This window comes from Arthrobacter sp. BK1 (assembly GCF_056680055.1).
On record NZ_CM155263.1, the window covers coordinates 2,115,452 to 2,129,845 of the forward strand.

Genomic DNA, 14,394 nt, shown 5'->3' on the forward strand with positions numbered 1-14,394 from the left:
CAACGCGGGGTCACATCACGCCCGATTTTGGCCCCGGATTGAGCGTAATGTGACCCCGCGTTGCAGTTTCTCGACCTTGTGGTGGATCGACTTGCAGCTCAGGGAGGCTTGGGCAACTTCTTCTTGAAGTCAGGGGCCCGTGGGGTTGGACGGAGCAGCTAGCCGATCAGCGCCAGCACCGCGCCGGCCATCACCACGCCGCCCGCTTTCGCGCGCACATCAGTGACGGTCCCGCCACGGTGCGCAGCAACCTGGGTCTCCATCTTCATCGCCTCAAGCACGACGACGGGGTCCCCCGCCGCCACTTCGGCGCCGGGCTGCACGAGCCACTTCACCACCGTCCCGGCCATGTCCGCCCGCAACTCACCGGGATCGGCGGCACTGGCCGCGACACCGCCGTCGTGCCCGCCCTTCGAGGAGTCCCCTGCCAGGGAGACGCCCGCAGGAACGCCTCCACCCGAGCGGGCCCAACCGTCCAGCAGCTCCGCGGGAAGCCCGACGGCGAGGCGCCGGCCGTCGACGTCAACGGTGATGGTGCGCCGCGCACCGTCCGGAACGGACGTGCCGAACTCCGGATCCGCCGCAATGGAATCCGCGAAGTCAGTCTCGATCCAGCGCGCGTGGATCCCCAGCGCGGTTTCGGACGTGAAGTCCGGAGCCGCCACCACGGCACGGTGGAACGGCAGGACCGTGGCCACGCCAGTGATCTCCATTTCGGCGAGGGCGCGGCGGGCCCGTCGGAGGGCCTGCTGCCGGTCGGCGCCGGTGACGATCAGCTTGGCCAGCAGGGAATCGAACTGCGGCGCCACGATGGACCCGGAGCGGACGCCGGAGTCCAGCCGGATGCCCGGGCCGGTGGGGCCGCTGAACGTGGCGACGGTTCCGGGCGAGGGCAGGAACCCCCGGCCCACGTCCTCGGCGTTGAGCCGGAACTCGAACGAGTGGCCGCGCGGTGCGGGATCGGATGTCAGCCGAAGCGGCTCACCCGCGGCGATCCGGAACTGTTCCTGGACCAGGTCCACGCCGGTGGTTTCCTCGGTGATGGGGTGCTCCACCTGGAGGCGCGTGTTCACCTCGAGGAACGCGACGGTGCCGTCGGCGGCCACCAGGAACTCCACCGTCCCGGCCCCGGAATAGGAGGCCTCGCGGCACACTGCCTTGGCGGCGTCGTAAATCTGCCGGGTCTGCTCGTCCGTGAGGAACGGCGCGGGCGCCTCCTCCACCAGCTTCTGGTGCCGGCGCTGCAGCGAGCAGTCGCGCGTTCCCACCACCACCACGTTGCCGTGCTGGTCCGCCAGGACCTGCGCCTCCACGTGCCGGGGCCGGTCCAGGTACCGCTCCACAAAGCACTCGCCGCGGCCGAAGGCCACCACTGCTTCGCGGACCGCAGAGTCGAAGGACTCCTCGATCTGGTCCATCTCGCGGACCACCTTGAGCCCGCGGCCGCCGCCGCCGAAGGCCGCCTTGACGGCGATCGGCAGGCCGTGCTCTTCCGCGAAGGTGCGCGCCTCGGCGGCTGAGGCCACCGGGCCGTCGCTGCCGGCAACCAGCGGTGCGCCGGCGCGGACTGCGATCTCCCGCGCGGTGATTTTGTTACCAAGCTGCCGGATTGCCTCAGGGCTGGGGCCGATCCACGTCAGTCCGGCGTCGATAACTGCCTGGGCGAAGTCGGCGTTCTCGGACAGGAAGCCGTAGCCCGGGTGCACCGCGTCCGCCCCGGACTCCGCGGCGACGCGCAGGAGCTGGGTGATGTTGAGGTACGTCTCCGATGGCGCGTTCCCGGCGAGGCTGTAGGCCTCACTGGCGGCGCCAACGTGCATGGCGTCGGCGTCCACGTCCGCATAGACAGCTACGGATTCGAGCCCGGCGTCCTCGCAGGCTCGGGCAATGCGGACGGCGATTTCTCCGCGGTTGGCGATCAGGACCTTGCGCATCAGTTGCTCACTTTGTCTTGGAATCTTTTGTCTGGGGAAACGTCCCGGGAAACGTCGGGGATTACGTTGGCGGGCAGCCCGTAGCCGGGAGCCCAGCGGAACCGGATGGACCCGCCGATCGGAATCTGCGCGGCGAGATCCAGCTGGTGGTCCACCACCACGCCGATCACGGGATAGCCGCCGGTAATGGGGTGGTCGGCCAGGAACAGCACGGCCTGGCCCTCCGGCGGAATCTGCAGTGCGCCCGCCATGGTTCCTTCGCTGGCCAGTTCCCCGTCCCGGCTCCGGCGCAGCGGTTCGCCGGCCAGGCGCATGCCCACCCGGTTGGAGCGGGGCGTCACCGCCCAGTCCTGGCTGCACAGCGATTCCAGCGCAGCGGCGTCGAACCAGTCATCGCGGGGCCCGGGCACAATGTCCAGGACCGTCACGCCGGTATCCGGGAAGTCGGGCTGCAGCTCGGGATTGCCCACCACGTTGGAGGAGGTGGCCACGCCCGCGCCCAGCAGTTGCCCGGCGGCCAGCGGCGCGGGCCCGATTCCGGACATGGTGTCCGTGGAGCGGCTGCCCAGCACGGCCTCGGCTTCAACGCCGCCGCGGATAGCCAGGTAACTGCGGAAGCCGCGCTCCGGCGCACCGATCGTCAGGATCTCGCCGTCGAGCAAGGCGAACGCGGTGGCCATGGGCACCTCGCGCACCCTTTCCGGCTGCTCATCTTCCGGACCGCCGGCGTCATTGTCCCCTGAGTCCGGAACGTCCGACGGCGTCACAACAGTGAGTGCCGACGGCGCGCCGGCCACTGCCAGCACCTGGTCGCCCACGGCCTGGATCCGCAGCCCGCCCGCAACGGTTTCGACGACGGCGGCCGAGGGCTGGTTGCCCACGATCCGGTTCGCGCGTCGGACGGAGGCGCGGTCCAGGGCGCCCGCGGAGGACACGCCCAGGCCTGCGTGGCCTGGCCGGCCCAGGTCCTGGATCAGGCTCTGGAGACCCGGAGACAGGATCCGGAGGCCGGACCGGACGTCAGCGCCTGTCACACTTTCAGCCGGGGAACCGGGGTCCGAGACCTCCACGAGCTCCCGCACCGCCTTGAACTGCACCCGGTCGCCGGGTGCGGCCAGGGCGGGCTGCTCCCGGCCGAGGTCCCACATATGGGCGGCGGTGCGGCCAATCAGCTGCCAGCCGCCCGGGGATTTCCGCGGATACACGGCGGAATAGTTACCGGCCAAAGCCACGGATCCGGCGGGCACAGCGGTCCGCGGCGAACTGCGGCGCGGAACCTCCAGTACCTCGTTCTCCCCCACCATGTAGCCGAAGCCGGGGGCGAAACCGCCGAAAGCCACCGTCCAGATCTGCCCCGTGTGGGCGGCCACCACTCCCTCTGCCCCGAGGCCGGTGAGCCGCCCCACCTCAGCGAGGTCCTCGCCGTCGTACACGGTCTCGATGGTGACCAGCTTGCCCTCGGCGTGGGACCGGACCGTCAGGTCCAGCTCCAGCAGCCGTGCTGCCATCCGGCGCGCGGCGGCGGGCGAGTCCGCCTTGACCATCACGGTCTCGGCGGCGGCCAGGACGTCCACCTGGCCGGGCAGCGGCTGCTCCAGCAGGAGGGCCTGCAGGGCCAGCACATCGTGGAGCCCGGAGAGTTCGGCGAGCACCGCCGTCGTGCCTACCGGCCGGACGGCGAGCACCCGGGCGGCAGTGGTGGGATTGCTGACTGTTTCCATGGGGATCAGGCCGCGCCGCTCAGGCGTGGCTCGCCTGGGCGTCGTCGCTGTGGAGCAGGCGGAGGTCCTCTTCCGGCTGCGGGTCGCGGCCCAGGCGCATGCCCACGATGGTGATGACGGCGGTGAGGGCGATGTACCCGGCGATCAGGTACCAGCCGCCGGACGCCGCGCCGTAGAGGGCGGTGAAGATCAGCGGAGCCACGGCGCCGCCGATCACGCCGGCCAGCGTGTAGGCCAGTGAGCTGCCGGCGTAGCGGAGGCGGGCCGGGAACTGCTCGGTGATGAACGCGGCCTGCGGGCCGTACATAAAGGCGTGGAGCGCCAGGCCGATCACCACACCGACGGACAGCATCACTACGGACTTGCCCTGGATCATCAGGAAGAACAGCGGAATGTAGAGGGCGGTTGCGGCGGCGGCAATGCCATAGACCCAGCGGCGGTTGAAGCGGTCCGTCAGGGCGCCGGCGAGCGGGATCAGGAAAAGCTGGAACGCGGAGCCGATGAGGATGGCGGCCAGCACGTTGCCGGTGGTCATGCCCAGTTCCTTGGTGGCGTACACGGCCACGAACACGGTGAACAGCGCGTAGAGAACGTCGGGGCAGAGGCGGGACAGGGCTGCCGAGATCAAGGCCCTGGGCTCGGTGGTGAAGACTTCCTTGATGGGAGCCTTGGGACGGTCGCCGTGGGCCTGGATGGCCTTGAAGACAGGGGTTTCCTCGAGCTTGAGGCGGATGATCAGGCCGAAGACCACCAGGAGGGCGGAGGCCAGGAACGCTACGCGCCAGCCCCAGGAAAGGAACGCCTCGGTGCTGAGGGATGCGGCCAGGACAGCCAGGACGCCGTTGGCCATGAGGTTGCCGGCGGGCGGGCCGATCTGGGCAGCGGAGGACCAGAAACCGCGCTTGTTGGGATCGCCGAACTCGCTGGAGAGCAGCACCGCGCCGCCCCATTCGCCGCCGACGCCGATGCCCTGGGCCAGGCGCAGCAGCACCAGGATGATGGGGGCCGCGACGCCGATCACGGAGTAGTCAGGCAGCGCGCCGATGAGGACGGTGGCGACGCCGATCAGCACCAGGGTGAAGACCAGGACGTACTTGCGGCCGACCTTGTCGCCCAGGCGGCCGAAGATCACGCCGCCGATCGGACGGGCCAGGTAGCCCACCGCGAAGGCCGAGAAAGAGAGGAGGAGTCCGACGAACTCGTCGTCGGAGGGGAAGAAGATCTTGGGGAAGACAAGGGCGGAGGCCACCGAGTAGATGGCGAAATCGTAGTACTCGAGCGAGGTGCCGGTGAGGCTGGCGATGTACGCCTTGATGGCGCCGGCGGGCGGCTTCCTTGCCGCCGTCTTGGCTGCCTTGTTGGTGCTGGTCATGGTTTCCTCCGAAGGGTGAGGGATGGTGCGGGGGGCCTGGATGCGGCCGGGGAATGTGGCGGGGCGACTCAGGCTAGACGAAAGAGCCGATGCTGACGCCGGCGTCGCCGAGTGCGGACTTCACTGCGGTGGCCATGGCTACGGCCCCCGGTGAGTCACCATGCACGCAGATGCTCTCTGCGCGGATCTTCAGAACGGAACCATCAATGGCGCGGACGGCGGATTCGGTGGCCATCCGTAGGACATGTTCCGCCACTTGCTGCGGATCCTCAAGGACTGCTCCCGGGAGCGAGCGCGACACCAGGGTGCCGTCCGGGTTGTAGGCGCGGTCCGCAAAGGCTTCGGACACGGCACGCAGGCCGGCATGTTCCGCGAGCCGCAGGACTTCCGAGCCGGGCAGGCCCATGATCGGCAGGCTGGGATCCACGGATTTCACGGCGTCGACGACGGCACGCGCCTGGGCGGTGTGCGTCACGATCGCGTTGTACAGTCCGCCGTGCGGCTTCACATACCGCACGCGGGCTCCCTCAACCGAGGCGAGGGCCTGCAGTGCTCCGATCTGGTACACCACGTCGTCGGCCAGTTCACTGGGGCTGATGTCCAGGAAGCGGCGGCCGAAGCCGGCGAGATCGCGGTACCCGACGTGGGCGCCAATGACGACGCCGGCAGCTGCCGCCTCGCGGCACGTCCGCCGGATCACGCTGGGATCACCGGCATGGAATCCGCAGGCCACGTTCGCGCTGGACACCGAGGCGAACATCGCGTTGTCATCGCCCAGGGTCCAGCGGCCGAAGGATTCGCCGACGTCGCTGTTGAGGTCGATCGCTGTCATTTGTGATCCCCGTCTCATTGAGTGGTCTAACTAGGATGCACTAAATGTAGCGATTGTTCAACAATCCTTCGATTCAACGATGTGACGATCGTGTAAATTCTCGGGTATGGCCACCACCGACGCGAACGTCCGCAGTACCGCAGGCCGCCTTCGGGTGGCCGTTCCGCCAGTGGCAGAGCGGGTGGCGGATGAACTTCGCCGCCAACTGGCTGAGGGAGCGCTGCTTCCGGGTGCCCGCCTGACCGAATCCACCATCGCCGAGGACCTGGGCGTCTCCCGGAACACCGTGCGGGAGGCTTTCGCCGAACTCGCCAGCGAACGGCTGGTGGTCCGCCATCCGAACCGCGGCGTCTTCGTCGCAAGCCTGGAGGCGGGGGACGTCCACGATGTCTATACGGTCCGCCGCGCCATCGAGGTCAGTTCATTGCGGGCCGGCGGCACGCCTGAGGGCGTGGCCGCCGTCCGAGCCGCGGTGGAGGAAGGCAAGCGTGCCGCGGCGGCAGGTGATGAGGATGCGGTCGGCACCGCCAACCAGCATTTCCACGGCGCCATTGTTGCCCTGGCCGGAAGCCGGCGCCTGAACAGCATGATGGCCCAGGTGCTGGCCGAGATGCGCCTGTTTTTCCACAAGGCCACCGTGGATGCGCACTTCTACCAGCACTATCTCCGGGACAACGAGGAGATATGCGAAGCACTGGAAGCCGGGGAACCGGACCGCGCCGCAGACCTACTGCTGGCCTACCTGGACCGCTCCGAGGACAGGATGGCAGACGTGCACGGGGAGGGCGGGACAGCCTGAGCCGGTAGGCTGGACTGATGAAACGTCGCCTTGCCGCCCTGTCCGCCGTCCCCCTGTTCCTCCTGCTGACCGCCTGCGGAGAAGTACAGCAGGCCGCGGAAAGCGCTGCCGGCGAAGCCGCCTCGAAGGTGGCCACCGCCGCCGCATCCGAGGTCAAAAAGCAGGTCTGCGCCGTCGTTGAAGACGGCCTGGTCAGCGCCTCGGACAAGGCAGCGCTCACCGGACTGGTCGACGCTGCCAGCACCGCTGGGGTGCCCTCGGAAATCACGACGCCGCTGGGCCAGATCGCCAAGTCCGGCGACCAGGTGCCGGCTGACTCAGTCGATGCACTGAAGGATGCCTGCGCCGCTTAACCCAGGCTTCGTGCCCGTGGCTGCAGTTTTATATATTTCCAATGGGCGAAAGTGATTCCCCGGACGGCTGCCAAGGAAGGCAAGACTGGTCTCGGCGCACCACTGGGCAAAGGTCCGGGACGCGCTGAGCCGCCAAGCCGACGAAGGAACTCAGATGCCCGTTGAACAGCTCCGCCTTGAGGACATCCGGATGCGTGATCCGTTCATCCTGGAGCCGCTTCCAGGTGAGTTCGTCCTTTTCGGGACCACCGACGAGAACGTCTGGGGAGGGCCCGCGACCGGTTTCGACTGCTACGTCAGCGATGATCTAGAGCACTGGGATGGACCCATTGCCGCGTTCCGCCCCCCGCAAGGCTTCTGGGCGGACAGCCAGTACTGGGCGCCGGAAGTCCACTCCCTTGACGGACGGTTCTTCATGCTGGCCACATTGGCCACGTCCACCGGCGCACGGCCCCGCGGGGTCGCGATCCTGGTAGCGGACCACCCCACAGGCCCTTACGAGCCGTGGAGCGATGGACCCGTGACACCGGCTTCGGAGCCAAGCCTGGACGGAACGCTCTTCCTTGATGACGGCGCTGTCCCCTGGCTGGTCTATAGCCGCGGCGCGGAGGGGACACCGGACAAAGCCGGAATTTCCGACGGCGAGATGTACGCGCTCCGCCTGTCACAGGATCTGAAAGTTGGCGTGGGTGAGCCGGTCCTGTTGTTCGCAGCGTCATCGGCAGCCTGGAGCAGGCCACTGCGGTTCCCGGACGGGGTTGAACCGCCGGAGGGCCTGAACCTTGCCAAGGACCCGATGTTCACCGATGGTCCCTTTATCATCCGATCACCCGCGGGCTCGCTGCTGATGCTGTGGTCGAGCCACGGCGAGGCAGGATACGCGATGGGCATTGCCGAATCACACAGTGGAACCATCACCGGGCCCTGGACGCAGCACGACCAGCCCCTCTGGTCCAGCAACGGTGGCCACGGCATGATCCTCCACACCTCCAGCGGCCACGACTACCTGGTCTTCCACTGGCCAAACAACACCCCTCACGAACGCGTCAAACTCACTGAAGTGGAGATCAAAGGGGCCCGGATCCGGATCCTGTGACGTATTGCGGGCAGTTTGCTGACAGGTCTCCCTGCTTTGATGGCCGATAGCGGATATACTGGCCCGCACCGCAAAAGTGACGTCGTTCGCCGCCGTGCCCTACACCTTCGACCTCCTTGACCGGGTGGGTTTTGAGCACCTGGACCTGCCCAACCTGCGCTACATCACCCAGGCCGGCGGCCTTCTGGACCCGGATCGCGTGCGTTCCCTCGCGGAACTGGGCCAGCGGCAGGGCTGGGACCTGTTCGTCATGTACGGGCAGACCGAGGCCACCGCCCGCATGGCCTATCTGCCCCCTGACCTGGCAGCAGAGCACCCGCACGCCATTGGAGTGGCCGTGCCCGGCGGGGCCTTCCGGCTGGTCCCGGTCCCCGGACTGGACGCCGACGAGCTCGTCTACTCAGGACCCAACGTCATGCTGGGGTACGCCGAACGGCCCGAAGACCTCGCCCTTGGACGGGTCATCACGGAGCTCCACACCGGGGACCTGGCCCGCCGCTGTCCCCAGGGCCTCTACGAAATCGTTGGCAGACGCAGCCGATTCGTCAAAATCGTTGGCCTGCGGATAGACCTCGGCCAGGTCGAACGGCTGTTGGCCGACCTTGGCCTGACCGCCGCGGCTGCAGGCTCGGACGACGCCGTGGTCGCCGCAGTCGAAGGCAGCCACGACCTCGCCCTCGTCGCCAAAACCCTCGCCCAGGACCTGGGCCTGCCACGGACGGCCATCCAACTCCATTCCGTCGGGTCGGTCCCACGGTTCCCCAACGGAAAGCCGGACTACCCCGCCATCCTGGCCCTGGCCGCCCCGGGTCGGCCCGGCAGCACCGCCATCCCGGAACCAGCAGCGGTGGCATCCCCGGCGGACGTGCGGAGGATCTTCGCGGAAGTCCTTGAACAGGAAGACATCGCCGATACAGACACGTTCGTTTCCCTGGGCGGTGACTCACTGTCCTACGTGGCAGCATCGGTCAGGCTGGAGCGCGCGCTCGGATACATCCCGCAGGGCTGGCACCTGATGCCCGTCCGCGAACTTGCCCCAGTCCGGCGCCACCGGCAGACCCGGGCCGCCGCGGCCCCAGATGACACTTCCGGCCACCGGGCCGGCCGGGCCGCGAGAACGTTGCGGGGCTGGCACCGGGCGATGCTGGCCCCCATGGAAACAGGGATAGCGCTCCGCGCCGTCGCCATCATCTTCATCGTCTCCACCCACATCGGGTTCTTCCACTGGGAAGGAACCGCCCACGTACTCATCGCCGTCGCCGGCTACAACTTCGCTCGGTTCCAACTGAGCGGGACCCGCCGTGCCCGGCTCCGGCGGCAACTGCGCAGCGTTGCCCGGATCGTCGTGCCCAGCGTTGCGGTCATCGGCGTGGCCTTCGCCCTAACGGACACCTACACCTGGGCCAACGTTTTCCTCCTCAACCCCCTGCTGGGCCCGGAGGGATGGACCGACTATTCCCGGTTCTGGTTCATCGAGATCCTGGTCCACATCCTGCTGGGCCTCACCGCCCTGCTCGCGATTCCTGCAGCCGACCGCGCCCAACGCCGCTGGCCGTGGGCCTTCTCCCTGGCACTGATAGCCATCGACCTGCCGTTGCTCTTCGATCTCGTCGACAGCCGCTATCCGGGCCAGGGCCCTGTCCTATGGCTGTTCGGGCTCGGCTGGGCCGCAGCCGCGTCCCGGACACTCTGGCAGCGGGCAGCCGTGACAGCCATTGCCCTGCTCACCATCCCCGCATCCTTCGAGGACCAGTACCGCAGCGCAACCATCCTGGCCGGCTTCCTCATTCTGCTCTGGCTTCCCACCCTGCCCGTCCCCCGCGGCCTCCACCGGCTCACCGCCCTGCTCGCAAGCGCGTCCCTGTACATCTACGTCACCCACTGGCTGGTCTACCCGCTCGTGGACCCGGCGCACAAGGGCCTGGCCGTCATCGCATCCCTCGCAGCAGGCACCCTCTACTGGGCCGCAGCAACCCGGGCCATCGGCCTGACAGAAAAATGGCTCAGAAGGCGCAAAGCTGCGAGGCCGGACACTCAGATAGAGACCGAAATACACACAACAGTCACTATTGGACGGCCTGAACCGTCAATGAACAGCGGTCAGCAATCTCTTAGAACGTAGCCAGCGAGGTGACTGAAAACGTCCCCGGCTTCGAAAATCCCGGCTGGGCCTTTCAATATGGCTAGCCACGAGCAGCAGGCCATGGCGGCTGCCAGGCACCAGGACCGGTCATTCCAACAGTGACGACCGATGCACCATCGAATTGGCGAAGCTCCGGTCACATAGCGGGTGACCGAAGCTTCGATTCATTATGCATCAAGGAACCTTGGAATTCACTGGGAAGCCGTCAAAGCATGCTCACCGGCACCTCCCCTCCCCCGGAGCAAATACCTGTACCTGCCAAGCAGTCAAAGTCCGGGCGTGAATGTCGAACGCGATGCTGCGACCGAGACGGTATGCCATGATTCCTCAATGGCGTTCTTCCTCGAATACGTGGCACTCAACAACATCCTCGGCCATTCCGCGGTCGAGGCCACCACCGCCGACGAAGCGCTCCGCAGAGCAGCCCAGGCTCTTATAGGAATGGATTGCGAAACAGCCGTTCTACGGTACGCCAGCGAACGCAGAGGAACGCGCGGCGAAGGCGCCGCTATCGCGCACTACACGCGAGGTCGCGGTTGGGAAAACGCTGAAGCGTCATCCTAGTTTTGGGCGCACATAGCGTACATCCACGAGGCGCTCCGGGCAGATCTAACAGTTGTTGTTTCAAGGATGTTGCCTGTCCGCTTGAGGGACGACGCTTGACGCAGGCTCGCAAACCAGGCGTGCGGGTGGAGTTCGGCAAAGAGAGCCTGGTCTTCACGGGCCAGGACTCTCCCATGCCCGACTTCATGCTCTCCGGTATGGCGGTTTTTGCGGAGTTCGAACGCTCAATCGTCAGGGATCGCCAGTGCGAAGGTATCGCCTGGCGAAGCCGGTGCGCCTACAACGGCCGGAACAAGACCCTTACGCCGGAATGGGCCGCCGAGCTGGTCCGGTGCGCTGGCAGTGGTGTCCCGAAGGCGGTCCTCGCCCCTGACCACGGGATCAGCAGGCAGACTGGCTACCAGCACCTACTGATGTGAAGACACTGTAAGACTGGGTCATGGAGTACGAACTGTGGGTCATCCCGGGCTGTGCGAACAAGGTCCCTGCGCTGGTCCTGTTCCAGCGGGCGCTGGCGGCCGAGGGGATTGATGTGCATCCGCGGATTGTGGAAGTGACCAGTATGGAACAAGCCCAGGCGCTGGAATTTCACGGCTCGCCGTCTTTCATCGCCGGCGGCCGTGATCTTTTCCCGTCCGGCTCACCTCCAGCCCCCGCATGCAGGGTGTACCAGCGTGTTGTCGGCTTGGCAGGCGTCCCGTCTTATGCAGACCTCCGAGCTGCGCTGCACACTGCCGGTAACTCCGGGCCGTAAGCTGGGAAATGCAATCGGGCCAGATGTGTCCCCCACTGCGGCGAGCATCGATCATCACCGTGCGGCGCCAGGTCCGGATTTCCTGCGAAGTTGCAAGCATCGAGCTGCCCAGTTCACGGAGAAGTAGGCGCAGGGCAAAGCACAGCCCTGGGTCCAAGAAGGAGCCTCGGCTGCTCCTGGCTGCTCCTTGTTAGCCCAGTTGGTTTGACCCGGCGGGATGACTGAACGCGGCGGTGCTGCCGGCGTGCTGACTGACGGCACGATGCGCGAACGACACGGCGGGCAAACTTGGCCTTTGCCGCTCGGTGAGCAGCCCGCCGCCTGCCGAACATAAGGCAGTTAAGCCCCTGCGAAGGCGCACTCAGTGTGGATGGAACTGCGTGCGGCGCCCTACCATAGTTCCGCAAAGCTTGGAGCACGCCGACGGGATGCCCAGTGCGAAAGCGTGAAGAGGTGCCTTGCCCGGAGTCTTCCCGGAGCAAGGCACCTCTTCATATTGGGTTCCTATCCTGTTCCCACCAGTTGTCCGCCGTCATGCCGCGGGTCACCAGAAGTGCGCAACATCCACCACCAGGCGCGATCCCGAGCCCTGTCCGTCCAGGGTGAACACCCGGAACGGAAGCCTGGCGCGAATGCCTAGTCCGATGTCCGTCCTGCCTTCAAAGCTGCCTGCCCAGGCCACCTGACGGAACGTCTGGTACCCCGAAACGTTCGTCACGTCGGCTTTGTTTGCCGGGCTGTACACAGCGTTTCCGTCCCTGTCATAGGAGGGAGCGTTCAGGGTCACCTGGAGGAACGCGCTGCCCCGGAGCGGGACGGGAAAACCTGAACCGTCCTGCGTCACCCGCGTCACGTACCTGACGTTGTAGCCGGCATCTCGACCGCTGAGGTCAACCACCATCCGGTCGAAGCAGTTGTGCCGCCCCGTCCTGACGTTGGTGACAGGCTCGGCCCTCATATCGGAATCAGATTTAGCCAGCGATCCCCACACAAGCCCGCAATAGGATGTGGTCGCCGAGGCGGGCCCCGGTGCCACGAAACCCAATCCGACAGCCATCAGAATGACCGCCAGCCACGTATGAAACTTCTTCATTATGGGCCACCTTTCGGGTGATTTGGTAGCTCCAGCGTAGGAGTTTCATACCCCGCCAAACAGGCTTGTTGCCGCTTCGGCGCGGAACCGTTAGACAGCCGGTTCTCCGGTCACGGAGGCGTAATTCTGCCGCCCTGCTGCGGGCTATTGAAATGCAATTTTGGCCGTTTCTACACCCCGCCGTCATGCATTATAACGACGGCGGACAGGCACGACAGTAAGGGTACGTGATTGTTTGCCCCACTGAAGGGCGGGCCGGACTGCTGGACGAGTTCGAGTACGGCCTGCAGCAGGGTTCCGGCGCGCCAGGGCTCTTGACCATCATCACCGGCTCCAGGGGCATCGGCAAGACAGTCATGCTGAGCGAAGCCGAAGGCATCGCCCGGAATCACGGATGGGCGGTGATATCCCGGGCGGCCACGCCAGGCTTCCTCGCCGGGGTCGGCGATGACATGCTCCGCATCATTGACGAAACATGGGGACGGGCCTCCATCCAGGAGGATCACCGCTTTTTCCGCGGCAGGGTTCGGACTGACAACCCAACTCCCTCATGAACGTTCTGTTGGCTGGCGCCGGACCGGAAACGAACTGCTACGCCTGCTGGACGCGAGCGGTACAGGACTCGTTATCACCGTCGATGAGATTCATGCCGTCGATAGGACGGAGATCTCCCAGCCGGCCGCCGACGTCCAGCACTTCATCCGCGACGGGCTGCCCATCGGCCTGATCTTCGCCGGCCTGCCATCAGCCGTGTCCGATCTCCTCAACGAAGGCGTGGCCACCTTCCTGCGGCGGACCGACAGAATCAATCTCCACGAAGCAGCCATCACCGAAGTCACCGCCTCCTACCGCGAGCTCTTCAGCCAGGGAGGCATCAGCATCTCCCCCGACCTCATCAACAAGGCAGCCGAGGCCACGGAGGGGTATCCCTTCCTGATCCAGCTGGTGGGCTACTACCTCCGGCTCGAAGCCGGCAAGGCGGGATGGACACTGGACCAAAGCCGCGTTCAGCGTGGAATCGCTGCCGCCCAACGACGGAACACCTTGGTCGTCGTCGAGTCAGCACTGTCGGACATCTCGGACGGAGACCGGGAGTTCCTTGACGCGATGGCCGCCCAGGATGGCCCCTCCGCGGCAGGTCAGATCGGCGCCATCCTCAAAGCCAAGCCCAACGTCGTATCCAAGTATCGGAACAGGCTCATCGCCGCGGGCCTGATCGAATCCGCGGGCTACGGCAAAGTAAAAAGTTTGGCTTGGAGGGTAGCCGCAAGGCAGTGTAGTTTGTGCGTTGCCGATATGCGGTTGGGCTTATGACATCCGGCGGGTTAAAGCACTTACGCCACGGAGGGGTTGCCTGGGCATGTTGTTTGAGGGAGGCGGCGGACGAGCAGGGATTCAAAGTCAACGAGCTTTCGCGTACCGCTGCCGGTGTCCAGAATCCAAAACATCCCCATGGACGGCACTGTCTGCAACACCTTCCCACAGTTGTGGCGGCGTCCTTCGTGCCACGCTTCAATCATGTCCCCCACGACGAGATCCTTCAGGTCCCCTACGATCCCGTTCGCTTGTTCTTCCGCCATCGCCCCTCCTCCGTTGCTGCCGACAGGGCTGACCCCACAAACTCAAGGTAGGGGCTGTAGTTTGCGCTCATGTTTCCGAGGGATGACTTCTCCGAAACTGATAAGGCTGATTGTGTCGGATCAGCAAAGAATTACCTGGGCATCAGCACCGAG

General features: G+C 66.1%; 15 protein-coding genes. 9 read left to right on the forward strand and 6 right to left on the reverse strand.

The genetic code is table 11. The features are described from left to right. Nucleotides 1-158: 158 nt before the first annotated feature. The 4 genes from AC1MCA_RS09520 to AC1MCA_RS09535 all read right to left on the reverse strand — a co-directional run bounded on the left by AC1MCA_RS09520 (nt 159) and on the right by AC1MCA_RS09535 (nt 5,859). Entirely contained in the window at nt 159-1,934 is a 1,776-nt protein-coding gene (locus AC1MCA_RS09520; protein ID WP_479802982.1) for an acetyl/propionyl/methylcrotonyl-CoA carboxylase subunit alpha, read from the reverse strand. Next, nucleotides 1,934-3,655, reverse strand: coding sequence for a 5-oxoprolinase subunit B/C family protein (locus AC1MCA_RS09525; protein ID WP_479802983.1), 1,722 nt, complete (start codon nt 3,653-3,655; stop codon nt 1,934-1,936). Before AC1MCA_RS09525 ends, AC1MCA_RS09520 begins: the two co-directional genes overlap by 1 nt. Before the next feature lie 19 nt (nt 3,656-3,674). Continuing rightward, a complete protein-coding gene (locus AC1MCA_RS09530; RefSeq protein ID WP_479802985.1) occupies nt 3,675-5,027 on the reverse strand; it encodes an MFS transporter in 1,353 nt (450 codons plus the stop codon). A 73-nt stretch (nt 5,028-5,100) separates the two neighbouring features. Then, complete coding sequence (locus AC1MCA_RS09535; RefSeq protein ID WP_479802987.1) at nt 5,101-5,859, reverse strand: LamB/YcsF family protein; 759 nt, start codon at nt 5,857-5,859, stop codon at nt 5,101-5,103. A gap of 106 nt (nt 5,860-5,965) precedes the next feature. On the opposite strand from AC1MCA_RS09535, the gene AC1MCA_RS09540 reads away from it, so the two are divergent. The 7 genes from AC1MCA_RS09540 (at nt 5,966) to AC1MCA_RS09570 (ending at nt 11,568) form a co-directional block, all read left to right on the forward strand. Further along, nucleotides 5,966-6,658 (forward strand): GntR family transcriptional regulator, encoded by a 693-nt coding sequence (locus AC1MCA_RS09540; RefSeq protein WP_479802989.1) that lies wholly within the window; start codon nt 5,966-5,968, stop codon nt 6,656-6,658. A 17-nt stretch (nt 6,659-6,675) separates the two neighbouring features. Beyond that, a complete protein-coding gene (locus AC1MCA_RS09545; protein WP_479802991.1) occupies nt 6,676-7,011 on the forward strand; it encodes a hypothetical protein in 336 nt (111 codons plus the stop codon). Between the two features lie 154 nt (nt 7,012-7,165). After that, nucleotides 7,166-8,107, forward strand: a complete 942-nt coding sequence (locus AC1MCA_RS09550) for a glycoside hydrolase family 43 protein (RefSeq protein WP_479802993.1) — start codon at nt 7,166-7,168, stop codon at nt 8,105-8,107. A 76-nt stretch (nt 8,108-8,183) separates the two neighbouring features. After that, nucleotides 8,184-10,229, forward strand: coding sequence for an AMP-binding protein (locus AC1MCA_RS09555; RefSeq protein WP_479802995.1), 2,046 nt, complete (start codon nt 8,184-8,186; stop codon nt 10,227-10,229). A gap of 300 nt (nt 10,230-10,529) precedes the next feature. After that, nucleotides 10,530-10,814 carry a hypothetical protein gene (locus AC1MCA_RS09560; RefSeq protein ID WP_479802997.1) on the forward strand — a complete coding sequence of 95 codons (285 nt, stop codon included), beginning with the start codon at nt 10,530-10,532 and terminating at the stop codon, nt 10,812-10,814. Nucleotides 10,815-10,909: 95 nt separating this feature from the next. Then, complete coding sequence (locus tag AC1MCA_RS09565; RefSeq protein ID WP_479802999.1) at nt 10,910-11,233, forward strand: hypothetical protein; 324 nt, start codon at nt 10,910-10,912, stop codon at nt 11,231-11,233. Between the two features lie 20 nt (nt 11,234-11,253). Beyond that, nucleotides 11,254-11,568: a hypothetical protein gene (locus tag AC1MCA_RS09570; protein WP_479803001.1), complete on the forward strand. Its 315-nt coding sequence runs from the start codon at nt 11,254-11,256 to the stop codon at nt 11,566-11,568. A 544-nt stretch (nt 11,569-12,112) separates the two neighbouring features. On the opposite strand, the gene AC1MCA_RS09575 is transcribed toward AC1MCA_RS09570, so the two are convergent. Then, on the reverse strand, nt 12,113-12,661 hold the full coding sequence (locus tag AC1MCA_RS09575) for an AMIN-like domain-containing (lipo)protein (RefSeq protein ID WP_479803003.1): 549 nt from the start codon (nt 12,659-12,661) through the stop codon (nt 12,113-12,115). 227 nt (nt 12,662-12,888) lie between these two features. Between AC1MCA_RS09575 and AC1MCA_RS09580 the strand changes: the two genes are divergently transcribed. Then, the gene (locus AC1MCA_RS09580) at nt 12,889-13,215 is read left to right on the forward strand and encodes a hypothetical protein (protein ID WP_479803005.1); all 327 of its coding nucleotides are present in this window, start codon (nt 12,889-12,891) and stop codon (nt 13,213-13,215) included. Then, nucleotides 13,127-13,975 (forward strand): ATP-binding protein, encoded by an 849-nt coding sequence (locus AC1MCA_RS09585; protein ID WP_479803007.1) that lies wholly within the window; start codon nt 13,127-13,129, stop codon nt 13,973-13,975. The genes AC1MCA_RS09580 and AC1MCA_RS09585 overlap by 89 nt, the downstream gene beginning before the upstream one ends. Nucleotides 13,976-13,995: 20 nt before the next feature. On the opposite strand, the gene AC1MCA_RS09590 is transcribed toward AC1MCA_RS09585, so the two are convergent. After that, nucleotides 13,996-14,241, reverse strand: coding sequence for a hypothetical protein (locus AC1MCA_RS09590; protein WP_479803009.1), 246 nt, complete (start codon nt 14,239-14,241; stop codon nt 13,996-13,998). Between the last annotated feature and the right edge of the window lie 153 nt (nt 14,242-14,394).

Coding starts and splice junctions, on each gene's coding strand:
- AC1MCA_RS09520 (WP_479802982.1), bottom strand. CDS start 1,934: ATGCGCAAGGTCCTGATCGCCAACCGCGGAGAAATCGCCGTCCGCATT.
- AC1MCA_RS09525 (WP_479802983.1), bottom strand. CDS start 3,655: ATGGAAACAGTCAGCAATCCCACCACTGCCGCCCGGGTGCTCGCCGTC.
- AC1MCA_RS09530 (WP_479802985.1), bottom strand. CDS start 5,027: ATGACCAGCACCAACAAGGCAGCCAAGACGGCGGCAAGGAAGCCGCCC.
- AC1MCA_RS09535 (WP_479802987.1), bottom strand. CDS start 5,859: ATGACAGCGATCGACCTCAACAGCGACGTCGGCGAATCCTTCGGCCGC.
- AC1MCA_RS09540 (WP_479802989.1), top strand. CDS start 5,966: ATGGCCACCACCGACGCGAACGTCCGCAGTACCGCAGGCCGCCTTCGG.
- AC1MCA_RS09545 (WP_479802991.1), top strand. CDS start 6,676: ATGAAACGTCGCCTTGCCGCCCTGTCCGCCGTCCCCCTGTTCCTCCTG.
- AC1MCA_RS09550 (WP_479802993.1), top strand. CDS start 7,166: ATGCCCGTTGAACAGCTCCGCCTTGAGGACATCCGGATGCGTGATCCG.
- AC1MCA_RS09570 (WP_479803001.1), top strand. CDS start 11,254: ATGGAGTACGAACTGTGGGTCATCCCGGGCTGTGCGAACAAGGTCCCT.
- AC1MCA_RS09575 (WP_479803003.1), bottom strand. CDS start 12,661: ATGAAGAAGTTTCATACGTGGCTGGCGGTCATTCTGATGGCTGTCGGA.
- AC1MCA_RS09590 (WP_479803009.1), bottom strand. CDS start 14,241: ATGGCGGAAGAACAAGCGAACGGGATCGTAGGGGACCTGAAGGATCTC.